At 63.0% G+C, this 16,507-nt stretch carries 14 protein-coding genes and 1 pseudogene; 8 read left to right on the top strand and 7 right to left on the bottom strand.

Translation table 11 applies throughout. The features are described 5' to 3' along the window. The first annotated feature begins 116 nt into the window (after window positions 1-116). The 4 genes and pseudogenes from LCF60_RS11700 (at window position 117) to LCF60_RS11705 (ending at window position 3,889) form a co-directional block, all read left to right on the top strand. Window positions 117-2,693, top strand: a complete 2,577-nt coding sequence (locus LCF60_RS11700; RefSeq protein ID WP_292291960.1) for an AAA family ATPase — start codon at window positions 117-119, stop codon at window positions 2,691-2,693. A 280-nt stretch (window positions 2,694-2,973) separates the two neighbouring features. After that, a complete protein-coding gene (locus LCF60_RS24605) occupies window positions 2,974-3,087 on the top strand; it encodes a hypothetical protein (RefSeq protein ID WP_363318406.1) in 114 nt (37 codons plus the stop codon). Between the two features lie 6 nt (window positions 3,088-3,093). Then, a pseudogene (locus tag LCF60_RS24610) lies at window positions 3,094-3,315 on the top strand (hypothetical protein); the annotation flags it as partial. A gap of 34 nt (window positions 3,316-3,349) precedes the next feature. Next, window positions 3,350-3,889, top strand: a complete 540-nt coding sequence (locus LCF60_RS11705) for an anti-sigma factor (RefSeq protein ID WP_292291961.1) — start codon at window positions 3,350-3,352, stop codon at window positions 3,887-3,889. A 75-nt stretch (window positions 3,890-3,964) separates the two neighbouring features. Here the strand turns inward: LCF60_RS11705 and LCF60_RS11710 are convergent, their stop codons facing one another. From LCF60_RS11710 to LCF60_RS11725, 4 genes are all read right to left on the bottom strand, one after another. Next, the gene (locus LCF60_RS11710) at window positions 3,965-5,002 is read right to left on the bottom strand and encodes a LacI family DNA-binding transcriptional regulator (protein WP_292291963.1); all 1,038 of its coding nucleotides are present in this window, start codon (window positions 5,000-5,002) and stop codon (window positions 3,965-3,967) included. 31 nt (window positions 5,003-5,033) lie between these two features. After that, on the bottom strand, window positions 5,034-6,536 hold the full coding sequence (locus LCF60_RS11715) for a tripartite tricarboxylate transporter permease (RefSeq protein WP_292291964.1): 1,503 nt from the start codon (window positions 6,534-6,536) through the stop codon (window positions 5,034-5,036). Between the two features lie 12 nt (window positions 6,537-6,548). Beyond that, window positions 6,549-6,968, bottom strand: coding sequence for a tripartite tricarboxylate transporter TctB family protein (locus LCF60_RS11720; protein ID WP_292291966.1), 420 nt, complete (start codon window positions 6,966-6,968; stop codon window positions 6,549-6,551). A gap of 61 nt (window positions 6,969-7,029) precedes the next feature. Continuing rightward, the gene (locus LCF60_RS11725) at window positions 7,030-8,079 is read right to left on the bottom strand and encodes a hypothetical protein (RefSeq protein WP_292291968.1); all 1,050 of its coding nucleotides are present in this window, start codon (window positions 8,077-8,079) and stop codon (window positions 7,030-7,032) included. A gap of 230 nt (window positions 8,080-8,309) precedes the next feature. Here LCF60_RS11725 and araD point away from each other — a divergent pair, with 230 nt between their 5' ends. The 4 genes from araD to LCF60_RS11745 are packed head-to-tail and all read left to right on the top strand — an operon-like array spanning window position 8,310 to window position 13,228. Continuing rightward, window positions 8,310-10,052: an L-arabinonate dehydratase gene (gene araD / locus LCF60_RS11730; RefSeq protein ID WP_292291970.1), complete on the top strand. Its 1,743-nt coding sequence runs from the start codon at window positions 8,310-8,312 to the stop codon at window positions 10,050-10,052. Then, a complete protein-coding gene (locus tag LCF60_RS11735) occupies window positions 10,052-10,951 on the top strand; it encodes a dihydrodipicolinate synthase family protein (protein WP_292291971.1) in 900 nt (299 codons plus the stop codon). Before araD ends, LCF60_RS11735 begins: the two co-directional genes overlap by 1 nt. Window positions 10,952-10,961: 10 nt before the next feature. Then, entirely contained in the window at window positions 10,962-11,687 is a 726-nt protein-coding gene (locus LCF60_RS11740; protein ID WP_292291973.1) for a ribonuclease activity regulator RraA, read from the top strand. Between the two features lie 14 nt (window positions 11,688-11,701). Continuing rightward, window positions 11,702-13,228: an aldehyde dehydrogenase (NADP(+)) gene (locus LCF60_RS11745; protein WP_292291975.1), complete on the top strand. Its 1,527-nt coding sequence runs from the start codon at window positions 11,702-11,704 to the stop codon at window positions 13,226-13,228. 375 nt (window positions 13,229-13,603) lie between these two features. Here LCF60_RS11745 and ugpC read toward each other — a convergent pair whose 3' ends face one another. The 3 genes from ugpC to LCF60_RS11760 are packed head-to-tail and all read right to left on the bottom strand — an operon-like array spanning window position 13,604 to window position 16,507. Further along, window positions 13,604-14,668, bottom strand: coding sequence for a sn-glycerol-3-phosphate ABC transporter ATP-binding protein UgpC (ugpC, locus tag LCF60_RS11750; protein WP_292291977.1), 1,065 nt, complete (start codon window positions 14,666-14,668; stop codon window positions 13,604-13,606). Between the two features lie 52 nt (window positions 14,669-14,720). After that, window positions 14,721-15,560, bottom strand: a complete 840-nt coding sequence (locus tag LCF60_RS11755) for a carbohydrate ABC transporter permease (protein ID WP_292291978.1) — start codon at window positions 15,558-15,560, stop codon at window positions 14,721-14,723. Beyond that, the gene (locus LCF60_RS11760) at window positions 15,557-16,507 is read right to left on the bottom strand and encodes a sugar ABC transporter permease (protein ID WP_292291980.1); all 951 of its coding nucleotides are present in this window, start codon (window positions 16,505-16,507) and stop codon (window positions 15,557-15,559) included. Before LCF60_RS11760 ends, LCF60_RS11755 begins: the two co-directional genes overlap by 4 nt.

Here is a 16,507-nt window from a genome sequence, read left to right on the forward strand (position 1 = left end):
GCCGGCGCGCCCGCGTCGGGGAGACTCCCTATTTTTGCGTTTTGGCATTCCCCATTTTTGCGCCATGGTCCTCCCAAGACCGCCGCTGACGAGGCATGCCATAGGGAGACGACGTCTTGGACACTCCGATCCTCGAACGCGACGCAGCGCTTGGGCAGCTCGAGACGCTGGCCCGCGCCGCAGACGGGGGAACCGGTCACACCGTCTTCGTCACCGGCGAGGCGGGTGCAGGCAAGACGACCCTCCTGCGCGCCTTCGAGGCGCGGATGGGCGGCGCCAGAGCGTTTCGCGGCGCATGCGAAGACCTGTCGATCCCCGAGCCCCTTGGCCCGCTGCGGGACATCGCGCTGGATGCCGGGGTCGATCTCGATGCGTTGTGGATGAACGAGGGCGACAGATTGTCGGCCTTCCTGACGCTGCTGACCGCCATCGAAGGCTCTCAGGACACCGCGCTGCTGCTGATCGAGGATCTGCACTGGGCGGACGAGGCGACGCTGGATTTCGTGCGCTTCGCGGCAAGGCGCCTGCGGACGCGCCGTATCCTGATGGTCGTCACCGCGCGCGACGATGAAATGGAGGGCCGCCCGCAGTTGCGCCGGGCGATGGGCGGTGTGACATCCTCGGACGCGACCCGTATCGCCTTGCAGCCGCTCTCCGCCGATGCGGTAGGCCTTCTGGCGGCGGGCAGCGGCCAGTCTCCGGCAGAATTGCACAAGATCACCGGGGGCAACGCGTTCTATGTCACGGAACTCTTGCGCGGCGGCCAAGACGACGCGCTGCGCAGCGTGCAGGACACGGTGTTGCACCGGCTGGGCCGCTTGCCACCCGATACGCAGCACGTGCTCGAGGCTGTATCCGTTTTCCCGCGACGTGCGGAACGCGACTGGGCGCTTGAGATTGCCGGTGTCGGTGACGCGGCGCTTGATCCAGCGATCGACAGTGATCTTGTCGAAGACGACGGCGAACATGTCGCATACCGGCACGAAATCGCTCGCCTCGCGGTGGAAACGGCTTTGCGCCCGACGCGACGACGCGCGCTCAACGCGGCCTTGCTGGCGAAGATGCAGGCGGACGGGCGCGTGCCGAACGCGCGGCAGATGCACCACGCCCGCGCCGCAGCCGACAGCGCGCAGATCGCGCGTCTTGCCCCGTTGGCAGGGCGTGAAGCCATGGCCGCAGGGGCGAACCGACAGGCCGCCGATTACCTGTCCATCGCGGTCGATCTCGCAGATCCGAAGGATGAAGCCGCCTTTGCTGCGCTCCTGTTCGATGCCGGGGAGGCGTGCCGCCTTGTCAGCCGGCTGAGCGATGCAATGGGATATTTCGAGCGCGCGCTCGACGTGGTCGGCTCTGAAAAAACGCTCCGGGGCCGTGTCCTGCAACGCCTGTCGCGCGTGAAATGGACTGCCGGCCAGAAGGCGCAGGCCCGCACGCTGGGCGACGAGGCGATCGCCGTGCAGGAAGGGCCGGATACCGAGGAACTGGCAATGGCGCTGGCCAGCCGGGCACAGATCGCCATGTCGGATTACCAGATGGAGGCCAGCCTGCCGGTCGCGCAACGGGCGTTGGAGATGGCGCGCCGGCTGGGTCGGACCGACATCGTCAGCCACGCGCTCAGCACTCAGTCTCTGGCGGAGCTGTTCGACAGCTCGCAGAAGAATGCGCTTTACAGGGAAAGCATCGCGGCGGCCGAGGCCGCGCGCAGCCCGATAAACCTGACGCGAAGCATGTCCAATGCTGGCGTTGTCAACTGGTACAGCCTGCGTTTTGCAGAGGCTCTCGACCTCTTCGACAGTGCGATCGCGACAGCCTTCGAGACCGACACCATTGAACAGGCGGATTTTCATCAGGGCTTTCGGGTACATGTGCTGGACCGGCTCGGTCGGTGGGACGAAGCGCTCCAGACTGCCCTCGACATCCTCTCCCGGCCGCTCGAGCAGTCGTCGCCGGCGATCATGCTGCGTCTGACCGCGTCCCGCATCGCGATGCGGCGGGGTGACAGCGATGGTTCCGAGCATCTCGAAGACATCACCGCCCTGATGGGCGATGAGGAAGATGGCCGCCACATCTGCGACGTGGCATGCCTGATCGCCGAACGCGCCTGGCTGGGGCTGGAAGAAAAAGACCGCGCACAGGCGCTGATGAACGAAGCGCTGGCGCTCCCGATCAACCCGATGCTCAAGGAAGAATTCCTCTCCTGGCAGCGCCGGGTCGATCCGACCTTGTTACCGGCCGGGTTGAATGGCCTGCATGAACCGTATCAGGCGGAATTCATGGGTGACTGGAAAGCCGCCGCAGCCTGTTGGCAGCGGGCGGCCGACCCTTACCGGGAGGCGCTTGCGCTGGCCGAAGGCGACGCCGCGGCGGTGACACGCGCGCTCGCGATCTTCGATCATCTGGGGGCAGCGCGCCTGCGTGCCTCTGCCCTGGACAAAGCGCGGGATCGCGGCGTGTCCGTCGACGCGCCATCCGTGCCGAGGGCGTCGACGCGCGCAAACCCAGCAGGCCTGACAAGACGGCAAATGCAGGTTCTCGGCCTGCTCGGCGAAGGCCTGTCCAACGCCGCGATTGCAGAGCGGCTTTTCGTTTCGGCAAAAACCGTCGATCACCATGTCTCGGCCATCCTCGGCAAGCTCGAGGTCGCCTCGCGTGGCGAAGCCGCTGCCCGCGCCCGCGACTCGGGTTGGGTCTGAAAGACGGAGGCAGCCCTCTCCATTGCCTGCCGCGGCAGTTCCCGCGTCCACCGTTCCCGTGCAAGCGAGAAGCTCTGTCGGTCTTATGCCCAATTCACCTCCGTGCACAAAACATGGGCTTGGATGCTAGCGCATCATCGTGCACAGCCAGCCCGCGGCTCGGAACGACGAGATCGGCAGAACATGGCGGTGCACGCAAACGTTGTCTTTAGCTTAACTCACCGACACGACCGGCACGATTACGCTTGGCAACGGGGCGAGCGCAACAGGGCGCGATCCAATTGCGGTCGGTGATCAGGCCTTGGCAACCGGAACGTCGACCACGGCTATCGGCGGAGAAAGCACCTCGGATGGAACAGCGACGACCGCGTTTGGCTGGCGGTCTCTTGCATAAGGCGAACGGGCCCTTGCTCTTGGTCACATCGCCGCCGCGACGGGTGACTTCAGCCTTGCTGTCGGCGAGGCCGCCATGGCCGGAACTGACAACGCGACGGCCATCGGCAATGGTGCAAGTGCAGCCGGCGTGGACTCGCTTGCCATTCTGCGACATGGCAGATGCCGCAGGCACCTCGACGACCGCTGTCGGCGAGGAAAGCTGGCGCGACGTCGGGCGCAGCCGTGATCGATTTCTTCCACTCGATGATACAGCCGACCCGATGGCACCGTCCGACGACCTGTGGCGCGGGATATTGAGCGCGATCGACGACACCCCGTCTTTGCCACCGATCACAGAGCGCGGGAGGGCGCGCAGTCGCACCACAGCTCGATCCGACCGCAAGCGCCCCTTGCTGGCATTCGCTTTGGCCGCCTCTCTTGTGCTTTCGGCGGTTCTTGGTTGGATGGTTGCCAACGAACCGGACGCAGAGGTCGTGGCTGTTCTGTTCAACGATGACGGCGCTCCGTTTGCGTTGGTCGGAACCAATGATCAAAACATCACGGAAGTTACGATATTGTCTGCAGTCGACATCCCGGATGGGCGGATCATGCAGGTTTGGACAAAGCCGGACCCCGATGGTCCGCCAGTTTCCGTCGGCTTGATCGAGCAGGTCCAGTCGCTGGTGCTGCGCTCACCGGAATTGCCGCCACCGACAGTGGATCAGCTGTACGAGATCACCGTCGAGCAGCAGGGTGGATCACCGACTGGTTTGCCGACGGGCGAGATTCTCGGCAAGGGCTTCACGCAGCCGCGCCTCTAGTTCTTGGTCATGGGGTGCGGCGGACGTGACGTTCTCATCGCGACACTGCGGGAATTCCCGCCTATGACGGCGCGGTCAGCAGGACTCGCGCTGTTGGATTTCGAAACCGACATCGGTCACAGCGTCGATGCCGTCGCTTTCATCCAGCCGCGCCAGCACCTGTTCTGCTGCGCGCGTGCCCAGTGCGTCGCGGTCAACCCGGACAGTGGTGAGCGCTGGAGACACGTCAGCGGCGAAGTCCTGATCGCCGAAACCGATCACGGCGATGTCACCCGGAACGTCGAGTCCGCGGACCTGTGCCTCGACGAGCACGCCATGGGCCAGAACGTCTGAACTGCAAAAGATCACGCCCCGCCTGAAACCTTGTTCCTGCATCAGACGCCGAAGCGCCGATCGCCCTGCGCCTATGCGCGCGGCCCCACCGATATCTGCGCGGGCCACCTTTTGCCCGCCAAGTGCCTCGAACCGGGCGGAAAATGCATCCCGCCGTCGGTCGGCGCGTTCATCCGCGGCGGTCACGGTCGCGGCCCGGTCATAGCCTTTCTCGCGCGCGAACTCGGCGACGCTGCGACCTGCTTCGGCGTGGCTGAACCCGACGCAGAAATCAATGGGCGAACTCGTCAGGTCCCAGACCTCGACCACCGGGATATTGGCCCCCAGAAGCAGGCGGCGCGCCTGTGCGGTGTGGTGGATCCCGGTCAGCAGCATGGCATCCGGCCTGCGGGACAGATGCGCCGCAATCAGCGCTTCTTCCTCGGCCGGGTCGAAACCGGTTTCGGACAAAAGGATCTGGTACCCTGCATTTCGAATGCGTTCGCTGAAACTGCGGACGAAGGACGAATAGACGATGTTCGTGATCGACGGGATCAGGGCGGTGACCAGCCGCGACTTGTTCGATGCCAGCGCCCCCGCAATGGCGTTGGGCACGAAGCCGGTGACCTCGATGGCCTCGCGAATGCGGCGCAGCGCATCGGGAGACACCTTGGAGGGATCCGACAACGCCCGTGACACGGTGACCTGGCTCACTCCGGCCATCCGGCCCACGGCGGCCATGGTCACGCGCTTCGAAGACGCTCCGTTCTGTCTGAACTTTTCCTGTGTCATCGGTGGCATATTCTGACGCCCTCCCGACGTCACGCAAGTGCTATGACGAGCGCGTTTCCAATTTTCTCTGACGCTTTGACATATAGACCGATGCGATCAGGGAGCCGATGATCAGCACCCACAAGACCGCGGCGATCCAGCTCTTGGTGAAGAAGATTGTCAGGTCGCCAAAACTTTCGAGGCTCTTCACGAAGTAGATCTCTGCCGAGGGGCCGAGGATGAAACCGATGATGAACGGCGCAACCTCGAGCCCAAGCTTGACCGCGACCCAGCCGAACAGGCCAAAAATCAGCAACGTCCAGACGTCGAACATGATGCCGTAGTTGATCGTGTAGGCCCCGATCACGCACATCATCAGGATGATCGGAAACAGCACGTGTTTCGGGATCGTCACCACCAGCGCGAAATAGCGGATCGCCACGTACATCATGGCGAACATGGCGACATTCGCGATCAGCATGGCGAAGATCATGGCGTTCCATGTCTCGGGATTGTTGCCGATGAAGAGCGGCCCCACCTGGATGCCCTGAAGGGTAAACGCACCGATCAGGAGCGCCGTCGTGCTGTCACCGGGAATGCCGAGCGACAGAAGCGGCACCAGCGCGCCACCGGTCAGGCCGTTATTGCCGGATTCCGAGGCCATGAGCCCGGCGGGTTCCCCCGTGCCGAAGGTTTCCGGCGTCTTGGAGAAGGTCTTGGCGTTGGAATATGCGAGGATGGACGCTGCGGAGCCACCGACACCGGGAAGGATGCCCACGAAGGTGCCGATGCCCGAAGAGCGGATCAGATTGACGGCCTGGCCCTTGAAGACCGAGAAGGAAAATGTCGATCCCGAGCCGATCTTCACATCTTCCCGGCTTTGGCCCTTCGGCACTCCAAGCTCGGCCTCGTCGAGGATCGCGGCAAGGCCGAACAGGCCGATCAGCACCGGCAGAAGTGAAAAGCCGCTGTCCAGCCAGTATTCGGTGCCCGGCGGAACGAGGCGCAGATTGCCGTTGCCGCCGTCGGAGATGTCATATGTGCCGATGAGCGCGATGAAGATCCCCAGAAACCCCGAGAAAATGCCCATCAGCATGTCTTTCGACAGCGCGGCCATGACGGTCAGGGCAAAGAGAATGATCAGGAACTTCTCGACATAAGAGAATTCGATGGCGAAATCCGCAAGCGTCGGGGCGAAGAAGTAGAGCGCGAACAGGCTGATGGTCCCGCCGACGAAGGACGACGTGATCCCGATGCGCAGGGCCTTTTCGCCCTCTCCGCGTTGGGCCATCGGATAGCCGTCGAACGTTGTCGTGATCGAAGACGGCGTGCCGGGAATACCCAGCAGGACCGCCGGAACAAGCCCCCCCGAGATGCCGCCGACATAAAGACCGAGCAGCAGCGCCAGACCGTTTTCCAGGCCAAGCGAATACGTCAGCGGAAGGCAGACGGCCACGGCCATTGTCGCGGTCATTCCCGGTATGGCACCGAAGATGATCCCGACGAAGGTGCCCCCGACAACGAGAGCAAGGAACAGGGGTGTGATGAGCGACAGGAATTCCATGGGGCGTGTCCGTCAGGGAAGGGTCAGGAAAAAGATCTCGGTGAAGAGCCACCAGACCAGCGCGGGTGCAAAGACAGAAATGACGAGCATCACGAGCATCTGTTTCAATGTCCGTTCATGCATGAAAAGCACGCCTGTCGCGAAGACATACGGGATCGAGCAGATCAGGAAGCCAAGTCCGGTATTGGGCCAGATATCTCCGACGGGAACCATCAGAGAGAAATAAAGCACCGTCAGAGCCAGCGTTCCGAAGAAGCGCGGCTTGTCCATGTGGCCGGTTATCTGCCCCCAATAGGCACCCGCCTCGGCAAGCTTGTGACGCCGCTTGGCGATGATGGCGAGGCTCAGCAGCACAAGGATGCTTCCGATCAGCGTCGGAAAGATCAGGTGCGAGCGATCGAAGTCGATGGTGACCTGTGTCAGGCTGTCCATTCTTTCCTCCCGTGGAAGAACAGCAAAGGCCCGGGCGCGTGTCGCCCGGGCCGGTTGGCACTCAGCTGTCGCCGGAAATCTGCTCGATCACCTCGGAATAGGTGTCGCGCTTGTCCATCAGATGCTGACGGGCGTCTTCTGCCGGCAGGAAGTTCGGAATGAAGAAGGATGCCTTCTGACGTTCCTGGATCTCACCCGCTTCGTATATCTCGGTCAGGGCCGTGTCGATCTGTTCGATGATCGCCGGGTCCATCTCCGGATTGTAGAGGAAGAAGAATTCCTTGTCGAAGGTGAAGTCTTCCTCGCCGTCGAGCGTCACGCTTGTTTCGGGCGACGCGTATTGCAGCAGCTCGTCACGTGTGGTGTCGCCCATGCCTTCGGCCGGGGCCTGAGCAAGCGTTTCGGCGCGCGCGGTGATCCAGACGAAGCGCATGCACTTCTGGTCGTCCTGCGGCAGCTGGGTGAACTGCTCGTTGGCCTGAATGGAGCCGTTGATCACATCGGCCAGATCGTCCCACATCGCCTGGTTCTTGTCGGATTGCGATCCGGTGTTCACGGCGACGATGTTCTCCTCGGAGCCCGGCGCACGGACCGACGCGGCGTTCTTCATCGCCGAGAAACCGATCTCGGACACCCCGCCCGGCTGGATGGCGACGCGAACGCGTTCGCCGCTTTCGGCTGCGCTCAGGATGTCGTCCATCGACTGGTAGGGGCTGTCGCAGGACACGAGATAGGCGTTGCCCGGGTTGATCGCGACGGTCTGGCCGACGGTGTACTCCTCGAACGGGTTGTCATAGCCGGTCACGCCATAAAGGTTCCCGAGATAGGATTGGTCGTGGAAGATCATCAGCGTGGTGCCGCGGCTGTCACGGCCAAGCGCCTTGAACGCCTCGGTCGCGCCAACAGCATCGACCTTGATGTTGATGCCCAGATGCTCAGCCAGAGCGTCTGCGACAATCGCCGAGTTCTGATAGGTGTCGCCGCCGGTCGATGTCGAACCGATGACCATGCGGACATTGCGTGGCAGCTCCTGCGCGGCTGCGGCGATCGGTTGAATCAACAGCGCAGCGGTGCTGGCTGCGGCAAGAAGGGTTCTCCGGGTAAAGGGCATTGTTTTCCTCCCATGAACCGCCGGGTGGCGGCGTTTGGCTCCATTAGGGTCACACGCTTCAAAGGGTGCGCCACGCGACTCACCCTGATGATGAATGCGCATACATTGTCTGACCACAAAGCTGCATCGCGTGTCAACCCGACAATTTTATTCGCCCGTTTTCCGCCAACTGCGTTGACGATCCAGAAATGTATGCGCATACAATACAAGAAACTTGCCGGGAGGAAAGCATGAAGGATTCGCCGCTCAAGACCCCAGATGACCTGCGCAGCGCGCGCTGGTTCGCACCCGATGACCTGCGCAGTTTCGGGCACCGGTCGCGGATGATGCAACTGGGCTATGCCGAAGAGGAATTTCGCGGCAAGCCGATCATCGGCGTTCTGAACACCTGGTCCGAGATCAACTCGTGCCACGGCCATTTTCCGGAACGCGCCAAGGAAGTGAAGCGCGGCGTTCTTCAGGCCGGTGGTTTTCCCATCGAAATGCCAGTGATGTCGGTGGACGAGCAGTTCACCAAGCCCAGTTCCATGCTCTATCGCAACATGCTGGCGATGGAGACCGAAGAGGTCATCCGGTCTCATCCGTTCGACGGCATCGTCCTGATGGGCGGTTGTGACAAGACGACACCCGCGCTGATCATGGGCGCGCTGAGCGCCGGGGTGCCCTTCATCTACCTGCCTGCCGGGCCGATGCTGCGCGGCAATTATGCCGGCAAGGTTCTGGGTTCCGGGGCCGATGCGTGGAAATACTGGGACGAGCGTCGCGCGGGCAACATCACGGCAGAGGAATGGCGCGGGGTTCAGGGCGGCATCGCGCGGAGCCATGGCGTCTGCATGACGATGGGCACGGCCTCGACGATGACTGCCATCGCGGATTCGCTCGGGCTCACCCTGCCCGGCGCGTCGTCGATCCCGGCCGTCGATGCCAACCACAGCCGGATGGCCAGCGAATGCGGCCGCCGCGTGGTGGACATGGTGTGGGAAGACCTCACACCGGAGAAGATCGTGACCGACAGCGCGGTGAAGAACGCGGCGATCGTGGCGATGGCGACCGGATGCTCGACGAACGCGGTTGTGCACCTGATCGCGATGGCCCGCCGCGCCGGTGTGTCGCTGACGCTCGACGACCTCGACGCGCTGGGGCGCGACACGCCGCTGCTCGCCAATATCCGCCCGTCCGGCAAGGATTACCTGATGGAGGATTTCTACTACGCCGGTGGCCTGCTCGCGATGGCGAAACAGCTTGAGGATCGGCTTGATACCTCGTGCATCACCGTCAACGGCAAGACCGTGGGCGAGAACATCTCTTCCGCGCAGGTCTACAATGACGACGTGATCCGCCCGCTGTCGAACCCGGTCTACCACCAGGGATCCCTCGCCGTGTTGCGGGGCAATCTCGCGCCCTTGGGGGCCGTGATCAAACCGGCGGCCTGCGATCCCAAGTTCCACGTGCATGAAGGCCCCGCGATCGTCTTCGACAGCTACCCCGAGATGAAGAAAGCGGTGGATGACGAAACGCTCGATATCACGCCGGATCACGTGATGGTGCTGCGCAACGCCGGCCCGCAGGGCGGACCCGGATTCCCGGAATGGGGCATGTTGCCGATGCCGAAGGCGCTCTTGAAGCAGGGCCACCGTGACATGCTGCGGATCTCGGATGCGCGGATGTCCGGCACCTCCTACGGCGCCTGTGTCCTGCATGTCGCCCCCGAAAGCTTTGTCGGCGGACCGCTGGCCCTGCTCAAGACCGGGGATATCGTACGGCTGGACCTGCCGAACCGGACGCTGGACATGCTGGTGTCCGACGAGGAACTGGAGGCGCGCCGCACCGCGTGGGTCGCTCCGGAACCGCGTTTCCAGCGCGGCTGGGGCTGGATGTTCTCCAAGCATGTCGGACAGGCCGATACCGGCTGTGATTTTGACTACCTGACCCGCGAGCATGGCCCCGCGGCAGGCGAACCGGATATCTTCTGATGACACATGATCTTGATACCGCCCTGGCCGGCATTTCCGGAATTCTGGTCACACCCTACGATGACAAGGGCGACATCGCGCCGGACAAGCTGGCGCCGATCCTCGACCGGGCGCTGAGTGCCGGGGTCCACATGCCGGTCGTCAACGGCAACACGGGCGAGTTCTACGCGCTGACCACCGACGAAGCCTGCACGATGGTGCGCGAGGTGACCGCGCTGGTCGACGGGCGTGCGCCGGTGTTGGCGGGGGTCGGTCGCGGCCTGCGCGATGCCTGCCGCTTGGCCAAAGCCTCCGCCGAAGCGGGCGCAACCGCGCTCATGGTGCACCAGCCCCCCGATCCCTTCGTCAGCCCGCGTGGTACGCTGGACTATGTCCAGGCCATCATCGACGCGAGCGGCGGAATGCCGGTGATGCTCTATCTGCGCAACGATGCCATCGGCACGCAGGCGATCGCAGACCTGTGCGCCCTTCCGGGTGTGAAGGGCGTGAAATGGGCCACTCCGAACCCGCTGAAACTCGCCGCCGCCATCAACGCCTGCGATCCCGGCATCACCTGGGTCGGCGGGCTGGCCGAAGTATGGGCGCCGCCGCTTTACGCGGTCGGTGCGCGTGGCTTCACAAGTGGCCTGATCAACGTCTGGCCGGAACGGTCCATGGCCATCCACGCAGCCCTGAACGCCGGGGATTATCCCGAGGCCAACCGGCTGATTGCCGGGATGCGCGCGTTTGAGGACATCCGCGCCGAAGAACTGAACGGCACCAACGTGACCGGCGTCAAGGCGGCGCTCTTGGCGCAGGGGCTGGACTGCGGCCCGACGCGCCCACCCTCGGCCTGGCCCCTGACATCGGCGCAACAGCAACAGCTTGACACTTTCATGGCCGCGAACGGCCTTACCTGAGGACCCACAGATGACGGATCATCCGCTGAAACCCGAAACCAAGGAAAAGCTCGAGCAGGTGTCGGTTGCGACCTTGGCAACAGCCCTCTTCAAGCGCGGCTTGCGCCACCAGGTCATTCAGGACGTGCGCCCGATTTCGCAAAAGGGCAAGAACATGGTCGGCCCGGCGTTCACCCTGCGCTACATGCCCGCCCGCGAAGATCGCAACCAGCTGGTGGAATTCCGCAACCCCGAGCATCCGCAGCGCAAGGCGATCGAAGACTGCCCGCCGGGGCACGTCATGGTCATGGACAGCCGCAAATCCGCCTATGCGGCAAGTGCGGGCGACATCCTGATCACCCGGCTGATGGTCCGCGGCGCTGCCGGCGTGGTCACCGATGGCGGATTCCGCGACGCCATGAATATCGCCAGGCTCGACATGCCCGCCTATCACAACCGCCCGTCGAGCCCGACCAATCTGACCACCAACGAAGCCATCGCCATCAATGAGCCGATTGGATGCGGAGATGCTCCGGTGTTTCCGGGCGATATCGTCGTGGGCGACGATGACAGCATCATCATCGTTCCCGCGCATCTGGCGGACGAGGTCGCAGACGAGGCGATCGAGATGACCGCCTACGAGGATTTCGCCCTCGAGCAGGTCCAGAACGGTGCGACGATCATCGGGCTCTATCCGGCGACGAAGGAAGAAAACCTCGAAAAATTCGCCGAATGGCGCAAACAGAACAATCGATGAAACAGGAGGCTCCCATGCTCGACGAAACCACATTCACACCGCACGGCAAGCATCTGATTGCCGGCGAATGGGTCGCCGGTGAGACCACCTTCCAGAACGAACCGGCAAGCGGCCCGGCGCATGAGTTTGCCGTCGGCACGCCGGCGCTTGTCGATCAGGCCTGCCGCGCTGCGGAAGAGGCGTTCTGGACCTACGGATATTCGACCCGCCAAGAGCGTGCGGCTTTCCTGAACGCCATCGCGGATGAAATCGACGCGCGCGCCGACCAGATCACCGAGATCGGCAGCCGCGAGTCCGGTCTTCCCGAAGCCCGGCTTCAGGGCGAGCGCGGACGCACCATCGGGCAGCTGCGGCTTTTTGCGGATCATATCCTCAAGGGGGATTACCTTGACCGCCGCCATGACGCGGCGCTGCCCGACCGGGCGCCCCTGCCCCGGCCCGACCTGAAGATGGTGCAGCGCCCCATCGGCCCGGTGGCCGTTTTCGGCGCCTCCAACTTCCCGCTGGCGTTTTCCACCGCCGGTGGCGATACCGCAAGCGCGCTGGCCGCAGGGTGCCCTGTTGTGGTCAAGGGCCACTCGGCCCACCCCGGAACTAGCGAGATCGTGGCAGAGGCCATCAAGGCCGCAATCGCGACATGCGGCGTGCACCCGGGTGCGTTCTCGCTGATCCAGGGCGGCAAGCGTGACGTGGGACAAGCGCTCGTCCAGCATCCGCTGATCAATGCAGTCGGCTTTACCGGCTCCCTCGGTGGTGGTCGCGCCCTGTTCGACCTGTGCGCGCAGCGCCCGACGCCGATCCCGTTCTTCGGCGAGCTGGGTTCGGTCAATCCGATGTTCCTGCTGCCAGACGCAATGAAGGCGCGCGGGCAGGCCCTTGCCGAAGGCTGGGCCGGATCGCTGACCATGGGTGCCGGACAGTTCTGCACCAATCCCGGCATCGCAATTGTCATCGACGGCCCGGACGCAGATGCGTTCATCGCAGCAGCGGGCAAGGCGCTGGAGCCTGTCGAGGCCCAGACCATGCTGACGGACGGCATCGCGACCGCCTACCGTCAGGGCCGCGATCGCATCGCCAGCACCGCAGGCGTGCAGGAAGTCGTGACCTCCATGTGCGATTTGCGCAACGCGACGCCGTATCTTTATGCAACCACCGGTGACGCGTGGCTGGCAGACGAGGCTCTGGGCGAAGAAGTGTTCGGGCCGCTCGGCCTGGTCGTTCGGGTGACCGATGTTGAGCAGATGCTGGAGGTTGCGAAGTCCTTGCACGGTCAGTTGACCTGCACCCTGCACTTGGATGCGGGCGACACCGAAACCGGTCAAAAACTGATGCCGGTTCTGGAACGCAAGGCCGGCCGCGTGCTTGCCAACGGGTTCCCGACCGGTGTCGAGGTCTGTGATAGCATGGTACACGGCGGCCCCTACCCCGCGTCGACCAATTTCGGTGCGACATCCGTGGGCACGCTTGCGATCCGGCGCTTCCTGCGCCCCGTCTGTTATCAGAACATGCCGGGCGAACTGCTGCCGGGGGACCTGAAGTAACCGCGCAATGTCGCGGTGGCACTTGATTGCTTGCAAAGTGACGCAAGCAATCAAGGCCTTTATCCCCCATGATTGTTGTGTGAGGTGACTGGGCCGCTGTCACAAACTTGGCGGCCTGCCATCCACAAAGGGCGGGGCACGCTGCGCCGGAGCGTCCCCAAACCAGCTATCGCTGCACGGGCGAGACATTGTTTCGGTCGAGGCCAGGAAGATGGCAAGCCGCTGTCTTTTCGAGGGTCCAAGTCCCTATCGGCAAAGACCACCGGTCGGATCAATCGAGGCGTGATCGCCCGGTTCCCGAAAAGCACCGACGCGCGCATCGACAGCCACCGACACCTGTCACCCGAACACGGCGACCTGGGTCGCAGGATCGCATTATGCCGACAGACGCGTTTCTGTCTCGGCATCGAAAAGATGCACGCAGTCCGCAGGGAGTTCCAAACTCACCTCCTGTCCCTCTTTCAATGACAGTCGCTCGTGGAAGACGGCCGTGATGTCGCTTCCTGCAACGTCGAGATTGACGTGCAAATCAGCGCCCGTCGGTTCGATCAGCTTGACGGTCGCAGGACTGCCGTTGTCCGAAAGTGTCACATCCTCGGGCCGGATTCCCAGGATGACCGACTGGCCGGGTCGCGCGTCGAGGGCCGATGTGAATTGCAGCGCCCCGCCTGCATCGAGATCGAAGGACTGCGCATCGGCGCCGATACGACCCTTCAGAAGGTTCATGGCAGGAGACCCGATGAACCCGGCGACGAAAACATTCGCAGGCGCATCATAAAGCGTCATCGGGCTACCGATCTGCTCGACATGACCGCCACGCATGACCACGATCTTGTCGGCCATGGTCATCGCCTCGATCTGGTCATGTGTCACGTAGACGATCGTCGTTTTCAGCTTCTTGTGAAGCGTCCGGATCTCGGACCGCATCTGCACCCGCAGCTTGGCATCAAGGTTGGACAGCGGTTCATCAAAAAGAAAGACCTTGGGATCACGCACGATGGCCCGGCCCATGGCGACACGCTGGCGCTGACCGCCGGAAAGCTGCCTGGGATAGCGGTCAAGCAGCGCGTCGAGGTCGAGAATGCCTGCCGCCTGCCCGACCTTTCGGCGCTGCTCGTCGCTTTTAGCCCCACGCATGCGCAGCGAGAAGCCCATGTTCTCGGCGACGGTCATGTGCGGATAAAGGGCGTAGGACTGGAACACCATGGCAATGTCGCGATCTTTGGGGTGCAGACGGCTGACATCCTTCCCATCGATCAGGATCCCGCCGCTGGTGATGTCCTCGAGTCCGGCGATCAGGCGCAGCAGGGTGGACTTGCCGCAGCCCGACGGACCGACGAGAACGACAAATTCGCCGTCGTCGATGTCTATGGTCACACCGTGCAGAACCTGAACGCCACCAAAGGATTTCGTTGCCTGCTGGATCGTCAGTGGTGCCATGTTGTCGTCTCCCTCTCCGGACGCGCGTATCGAACTTTCCGGCTGTCGCGTCTCATCCCTTCACGGCCCCTGCGGTCAGCCCGCGCACCAGGTGACGTTGCAGAAGCAGCATGACCAGGACGATGGGGAGCATGATACCGATCGCCCCCGCGGCGGAGAGCGACCACGACGAGATGTCCTCGCCACCGAAGGACGCAATGGCGACGGGCAGCGTTTTGGTATCGGTGCCGGTCAGGATCAGCGCAAAAAGAAACTCGTTGTAGGACAGCAGGAGGCTGAACAATGCCGCCACCGTCATGCCGGGCCGCGCCAGCGGCAAGATGACGATCCGGAAAGCCTGCCAGTTGGAACAGCCATCGATGGCCGCAGCCTCGTCCAGGTCGCGCGGAATCTCGAGGAAGAAGCCGTGCATCAGCCAGATGGTGAACGGCTGATTGATCGCCACCAGCGCCAGGATCAGCAACGGATAGGTGTCGATCATGTTGAGGAACGTGCCCATCACGAAGAACGGGATCGCCAACAGCATGTGCGGAAACATGCGGATCGTGAACAGCGCGCTGAGGATCGGTCCGGCGCTGCGCCGCGGAATGCGCGAGAGTGCGTAGGCGGCAAGGCTGCCCGCCGGTACCGAAATGAAAACCGTGCCGGCGGAAATGATCAGGCTGTTCATCAGATAGAAGACGAAGTCATTCTCGGTCCAGACCTCGATGTGATACTTGAGAGTCGGCTCGAAAATGATCGTCGGAGGGATGGTGAAGGCGTCGCGGGGATCCTTGAGCGAGGTCAGTACTGCCCAGATCAGCGGCGTCAGGTTGATGAAGGTGAAGACGCACAAAGCGATGAAGATAACCCAAGTCGTTCTTCGACGGCCGGGGTAGGATTGGGCACTCATCGGTCGCCCCCGCGGTATGCCTTGTTGAGACCGCGGTTGATTGTCAGAAGCAGCATCGCGACGACGATCAGCGTGATGACCCCCAAGGCCGAAGCCTTGCCGACTTCAAGCATGCGGAAGCCCAGCTGGTAGGTATAGATCGTGATCGTTTCGGTCGCCGTTCCCGGTCCGCCGCCCGTTAACACATAGATCAGGTCGAAAAAGCGGAAGACATCCATCAAACGGATCGAGATGACGAAGATGATGGCGGGGATCAGCGCGGGGACGATGACGTGGCGCAGGGTGTTCCAGCTGCTGGCCCCGTCGATCTGCGCAGCCTCGAGCAGCGAAGTATCAAGCCCCTGCAGGGCTGCATAGAGCACCATCATGACCAGAGGCGTGAAGACCCAGGCATCCGCCAGGATGACGCTGACCTTGGCCCAGACCGGGTCGCCCAGCCAATCGGGCGGTTCGATGTTGAAGGTCAGAAGTGTCGCATCCACGAAGCCCCAGTTTGAGGCGAGCATCCATTTCAGGAACAGGGCGGCCACGACCGGGGTCACGATATGCGGCAGGAACAAGAGTACGGAAAAGACCTTGGCGCTGCCGTGCAGCCGGTAAAGCGCAAGCGCCAGTGCAAAGCCGACGAGGAATTCCACCGCGACGGACCCGAAGGCGATGATGATCGTCGTCCGCATCGAATTCCACAGGCGCGCTTCAGTCAGCAGGTCGACATAATTGCCCAGACCGATGAAGGTCCGCTCGCCCGACCCGAGGTAGTAGTCAAAGAAGCTTAGATAGACGGCGTAGCTCAACGGCCACAGCAGCACGAGAGCCAATAGGCCGAAGCTGGGCAAGAAGAACAGCCACAAGCCGCGTTGCCAGCGTACCATGTCGTAATGCCCTTTCCAGAGAACCCGGATCGAGGCCCGCGATGCAGACGACGCACCGCGGGCCAGCTTGCGCAA

This window comes from Marivita sp. (assembly GCF_020055635.1).
Lineage (GTDB): Bacteria > Pseudomonadota > Alphaproteobacteria > Rhodobacterales > Rhodobacteraceae > Marivita.

Bases quoted from the DNA above. Each gene is read 5' to 3' on its own strand.
- araD (WP_292291970.1), top strand. From the start codon at position 8,310: ATGAAGGATTCGCCGCTCAAGACCCCAGATGACCTGCGCAGCGCGCGC.
- LCF60_RS11710 (WP_292291963.1), bottom strand. From the start codon at position 5,002: ATGCCACCGATGACACAGGAAAAGTTCAGACAGAACGGAGCGTCTTCG.
- LCF60_RS11745 (WP_292291975.1), top strand. From the start codon at position 11,702: ATGCTCGACGAAACCACATTCACACCGCACGGCAAGCATCTGATTGCC.
- LCF60_RS11705 (WP_292291961.1), top strand. From the start codon at position 3,350: ATGGCACCGTCCGACGACCTGTGGCGCGGGATATTGAGCGCGATCGAC.
- ugpC (WP_292291977.1), bottom strand. From the start codon at position 14,668: ATGGCACCACTGACGATCCAGCAGGCAACGAAATCCTTTGGTGGCGTT.
- LCF60_RS11725 (WP_292291968.1), bottom strand. From the start codon at position 8,079: ATGCCCTTTACCCGGAGAACCCTTCTTGCCGCAGCCAGCACCGCTGCG.
- LCF60_RS11755 (WP_292291978.1), bottom strand. From the start codon at position 15,560: ATGAGTGCCCAATCCTACCCCGGCCGTCGAAGAACGACTTGGGTTATC.
- LCF60_RS11740 (WP_292291973.1), top strand. From the start codon at position 10,962: ATGACGGATCATCCGCTGAAACCCGAAACCAAGGAAAAGCTCGAGCAG.
- LCF60_RS11715 (WP_292291964.1), bottom strand. From the start codon at position 6,536: ATGGAATTCCTGTCGCTCATCACACCCCTGTTCCTTGCTCTCGTTGTC.
- LCF60_RS11720 (WP_292291966.1), bottom strand. From the start codon at position 6,968: ATGGACAGCCTGACACAGGTCACCATCGACTTCGATCGCTCGCACCTG.
- LCF60_RS11735 (WP_292291971.1), top strand. From the start codon at position 10,052: ATGACACATGATCTTGATACCGCCCTGGCCGGCATTTCCGGAATTCTG.